Genomic DNA, 4,623 nt, shown 5'->3' with positions numbered 1-4,623 from the left:
CGGCAGTCGTGTCGGTGCTCCTCGATAGAGTTGGAACAGACGTTCGACGAGGGGGCGAGTGGTGGCGACGAGTGCGCGGCAGCCGACCCGACGACCGGGATCGGGCCCATGGTCGTCCTGGGCCGAGCGGCATCCGGTGGCGGCCAGCCTCGACGGGGCGGTGGCCGGTCCGGACCTCGTGGAGGTGCTCGACGCACAGGAGGCGGCCGACCTCGACGACGCCGCGCTGCTGGAGGCCATCGCCGCGTGGGAGCGGGTGACCTCCTGGGCGGTCGCGCGGCAGGCGGTCCTCGTCGCGGAGCTCGCCAGGCGTGCCCCGGGGTCGCGGGTGGAGTTCGTCGCGGACGACGTCGCCTCCCGCCTCGGCATCTCCCGACGCGCGGGGGAGAACCTCGTTGCCCTCGCCGCCGGGCTCGGGTCGTTCCCCCGGGTCCATGACGCCCTGGCGCGCGGTGAGCTCGACGCCCGCAAGGCGGCGGCCCTCCTGTCCGAGACGGAGCACCTGCCGGATCCTGCGGCGGGAGCCGTGCTCGAGGCCGTGCTGCCCGGCGCCGCCCGCTCGACGGTCGCGCAGCTGCGTGCCGAGGTGCGTCGCGTCGAGGTGGCGCTCGACCCGGCGGCCGCCGCTCAGCGCCACGAACGGGCGCGGGCGGAGCGCTGCGTCCGCATGGTGCCGGCCCGCGACGCGATGGCCTGGATCCATGCGCTGCTGCCGGCCCCCGACGCGATGACCGTCATCACGGCGCTCGACGCGCTGGCCGCCACGGCTGATCCGCTGGACGAGCGCGGGGTCGACGCCAGACGAGCCGACGCGCTCACGGACGTGTGCCGCGGCCACCTCGACAGCGGGCTCGACCTGACGGGGGCGCCGCTGCGCCAGCGCCAGCGTCGTCGGCCCCACCTCCAGGTGACGATCCCTGCGCCGGTTGCGGCCGGGCTCTGGGCGCGGCTGGTGGGACGCGCGGGTGTGGGTCCGGACGCCGACGGGCCGGGTGCCGACGGGCGCGCCACCGCCGGCCAAGATGCCGATGGGCTGGGTGCCGACGGTTGCGCTGCCGATGGGCCGGGCCCTGTCAGGCAGAGCTCCGAGGGTGTCGCCGAGCTGGCCGGGTACGGGCCCGTCCCGATCGCCGCGGTGCAGCACCTCATCACGCAGGCGGCGTGGCGCCCGGTGCTCACCGACCCGGTGACCGGCGAGGTCGTCGCCCGAGGCGACCGGACCTACCGGCCGAGCGCGGCCGTGGCGGCACTCGTCATCGATCGCGACGTGACGTGCACCTTCCCGGGCTGCCGGACTCCCGCGGTGCGGTGCGACCTGGACCACATCGAGCCGTTCGATCACCGCTCGCCGGAGTCCGGTGGCCGGACCGTCGAGGACAACCTCCACGCCCTGTGCCGCCATCACCATCGGCTCAAGGGCACGGGTCGATGGGTTCTCCGCCGGGACGGCGTCACCGGGCGCACGCGGTGGACGGCTCCCACGGGGCACGTCTACGCCCGAGAACCTGTGGCCACTGAACCGGGGTGGACCATGCCGCGTCGGCAGTGATCTCCAGCACGCAGCGACCAAGCACCCGGCTGCGACCGGTACCGCTCTCACCGCCCCGCGAACATCTCCCACCGCACAGCGAGCAGCTCCCGGTCCGGGCGGTCCGCCGCGCGCCGGGGCAGGGTCAGTGCCCGGCCATGCATCGCTTGGATCCCGTGCCGAAGCATCGGGCCGTCGACCTCTGCCAGGACGTCCGCGCGCACCTGCACGCGGTGGTCCGGCGTCACCCCGAGGATGTGCTGGTCGAACGCCGCGTGGTGGATCTTGCAGAGCGCGAGGCCGTTGGGCGTCGTCGGGACGCCGCGGGGATCGCTGTCGGGGACGATGTGCGCGGCGTCGAGCAGCGACCCGTGCCGCAGCGTGCAGACCGCGCACCGCGTCTCGTAAGCGAGCAGCACCCGTGTGCGGAACGCGGGCTGGTGCAGCCGCTGCTTCGCGAGCCGCCGGGCGTACGCGCGCTGGGGCTCTGCGAGGTGGCGCACGTCGCCCATGAACCGGAACGCCTCGTCGAGGGCGATGAGAAACTGGCGGCGCTCCGGCTCGTCGTCGACCACGTAGACGGGCATCACCGGCGTGAGGTAGTTCGCCTGCTCCTTGCGGAAGAGGATGAGCGGCATGCCGGTGTCCATCGCGGTGCGCAGCTTGCGGTTGTCCCCGCCGAAGGGGTCGCCCTTCCGGTAGGCGTAGTGCAGCAACCCGTCGTCGGACTCGGTGTCGTCGTAGGGGCCTGCGGCCGAGCTCACGATCGAGAGCGTCGAGGTGAACTCCGACGGGTTGCGGATGCCCCGGGAGTAGTCGATGAGCGGCAGGTCACGCCCGTCGATCCGGAACCCGAGCAGCTCGTGGCGGTGCAGGAACCCGCCGTTCGCCTCGGCACGGGCCAGCACCCAGTCCATGATCTGCACGCGCAGCGCGGCCTCGACGGCGGAGTCCATGGGGAGAGCTGAACAGACGCGCCGGCGCGGGGCAAGTGCGTCCGCGGTGCGCTCGCTTCGGCGGACTCCCCTGGCCGGCAGCGGGTCGTCGACCAGCCCCACCACGTGCCCGATCCGACGGGCCACTCCGGTTGTCCGCACCTCTCGGTCGCCCAGCGACCCAGAGCCGCGCAGAGCTGGGCGGAGTCAGGGGGCGGGGCGGGGCCGGGCCAGGAGCCGGAGCGGGCCGCCGACGACGGAGGCATCGGGACGGGGTCGGGGGTGGCCTAGCGTTCGGGGGTGCCCTCCTACCGCGTCCGCATGGTCGTCAGCCTGCTGCGGCCCGGGGTGGACCCGGCGGACGTGCTGCCGGCCGCGGCCGCTGCCGCGCGCGAGCTCGTAGCGGTCGAGGCCAGCGAGCTCGCTGTCCGGCACGGCCGGCCGGTCCTGACCGTCCGGTACGAGTCGGCGGACGACCTGGCGGCCTCGCACGTGGGTCGCGCCGTCGTGGACCGGGTCGACACCATGGTCGACGTCGAGGTCAGCCGCGTGACGCGGCGCTACGGCGCACGGTGGTACGGGCTGCGCTGAGGTCGCACCGCGGTCCACCGTGGAGGTTCGCTCACGGGATCCGTGCCGGAGGTTCCACGGTGAGTGACGTGCGGCCCCGCCGGGGCCGCCGTCACTGCTCCGTCGGGGCGTCCTCGGCGAGGATCCGGTAGAGCTCCTTGCGGGCCGCCGTCAGGGCCGCTGCGGCCGCGGCGTGCTGGGCCGGGGTGCCGACCCGCGCCACCTGGCGCACCGCGTCGCGCACCGTGAGGAACTCCTCGCGGAAGGCCAGGGCCGAGTCCTGCGATCCCGTGGGCGTCCACGGGTTGCCGAGGCGCTCGCGGTGCTCGTCGACGTGTGCCTGACCCTCGGGGGTCAGCGACGCCGTGCGGCGGCCGTCCACCCGCTCGAGGGTGACCAGGCCCTCGTCCTCGAGCGCCTGGAGAGTCGGGTAGACCGATCCGGGGCTCGGGGTCCAGGCGCCCGAGCTGCGCTCGGTGATCTCCTGGATGAGGTCGTAGCCGTGCCGCGGCTGCTCGTCGAGCAGGAGCAGGACGGCGGCGCGCACGTCTCCGCGGGCGCGCGGCCCTCCGCGTCGCCCGCCCGGTCGTCCGCCGGGGAAGCCGCCGGGGCCACCAGGCCCGCCGGGGAAGCCACCAGGCCCGCCGGGGAAGCCGCCGCCGTGGTGGCCGCCGAAGCCGCGCGGTCCACCGTGGCCGCGCCGTCCGGGGGTGCCGGGCCCGTCGATGCCGTCGTCGTCCGGCCACTCGGGCCGGAACCGGCGTCCGCGGGGGCCGGGCTGAAAGGGAAGGTCGTGGTGAGTCATGGCGACTCCTCTCATGTCGATAGGTTGACGATATATCGGGACCTGTCGAGCGTCAACCCCCTCGGGCACAGCCTCCCGTCCGCCCACCGACTGTCGGACCCTTCCGGTAGACAGTCCCCCAGGTCACGAGGTCCAGCGCTACGCCCTCCGGCGTGCTGGCCGGCAACCGCGCACGCGCACGGTGCCCCCGGAGGAAGACCCGCCCGCGTCGACCGACGCGGGAAGAGCGCACCGGCCGCGCGCACCGCGCAGACGGCCGGAGAACGGAGCGACGATGAACGACGTCCCCCTCGACCCGATGCTGGCGCCCGCCGCACGGCCGCCGCGGATCCAGGACATGGCCGAGGTGCGCCGGTGGGTCGCCGAGGGCCGCACGCTCACGTGGATCTGCGAGGAGTACGAGCGCCGGTACAACATCACGACCGAGCCCGCGATGTGGGGTCGGCTGCGGCGCCTCATCCGGGCCGGCGGCAACGCCGTCCTGCTCACCCCGCTGGTGCCCTGGCGGATCGACCCGCACCACGCGGGGGCGTACACCCTGCGCATGCTGCGGACCGAGGAGCGGCGCCGCGCCGGCCTCCCGGTGAGCGAGCGGGATGCCGCGCGCCTGGCCACCTGGACGCAGAACCTGGCCGAGGGAGATCTGGTGATCGACTACGAGCCCACCACCGAGGAGGGCTTCCGGTACGTCCCGCGGCGCCCCGGCGTCGACCTGGACCTGGTGCGCCGTCCCGGGCCGGACCGCCGCCCGGACGAGACCCGCGGGGACCGGTGAGCGCACCCGC

The 4,623-nt window shown here is 74.8% G+C and carries 5 protein-coding genes and 1 riboswitch; of the genes, 3 read left to right on the top strand and 2 right to left on the bottom strand.

Features of this window, described 5'->3' with window-relative positions; genetic code table 11:
* The first annotated feature begins 136 nt into the window (after nucleotides 1-136).
* A complete protein-coding gene (locus PKY62_RS10420) occupies nucleotides 137-1,549 on the top strand; it encodes an HNH endonuclease signature motif containing protein (RefSeq protein WP_324536664.1) in 1,413 nt (470 codons plus the stop codon).
* A gap of 47 nt (nucleotides 1,550-1,596) precedes the next feature.
* Here PKY62_RS10420 and PKY62_RS10415 read toward each other — a convergent pair whose 3' ends face one another.
* Nucleotides 1,597-2,484 (bottom strand): HNH endonuclease, encoded by an 888-nt coding sequence (locus PKY62_RS10415; RefSeq protein WP_324536662.1) that lies wholly within the window; start codon nucleotides 2,482-2,484, stop codon nucleotides 1,597-1,599.
* Nucleotides 2,485-2,763: 279 nt separating this feature from the next.
* Between PKY62_RS10415 and PKY62_RS10410 the strand changes: the two genes are divergently transcribed.
* Nucleotides 2,764-3,054, top strand: a complete 291-nt coding sequence (locus PKY62_RS10410; protein WP_324536661.1) for a hypothetical protein — start codon at nucleotides 2,764-2,766, stop codon at nucleotides 3,052-3,054.
* 91 nt (nucleotides 3,055-3,145) lie between these two features.
* Here the strand turns inward: PKY62_RS10410 and PKY62_RS10405 are convergent, their stop codons facing one another.
* Entirely contained in the window at nucleotides 3,146-3,580 is a 435-nt protein-coding gene (locus tag PKY62_RS10405) for a PadR family transcriptional regulator (protein WP_324536659.1), read from the bottom strand.
* Between the two features lie 379 nt (nucleotides 3,581-3,959).
* A riboswitch (SAM riboswitch) is annotated at nucleotides 3,960-4,071 on the top strand.
* Between the two features lie 41 nt (nucleotides 4,072-4,112).
* On the opposite strand from PKY62_RS10405, the gene PKY62_RS10400 reads away from it, so the two are divergent.
* Nucleotides 4,113-4,613: a hypothetical protein gene (locus PKY62_RS10400; RefSeq protein ID WP_324536657.1), complete on the top strand. Its 501-nt coding sequence runs from the start codon at nucleotides 4,113-4,115 to the stop codon at nucleotides 4,611-4,613.
* Nucleotides 4,614-4,623: the final 10 nt, after the last annotated feature.

It is taken from the genome of Actinotalea sp. (assembly GCF_035443605.1).
Lineage (GTDB): Bacteria > Actinomycetota > Actinomycetes > Actinomycetales > Cellulomonadaceae > Actinotalea.
The sequence above is the reverse complement of the archived record's forward strand: the minus strand, read 5'-3'. Positions and strand labels throughout refer to the sequence as shown.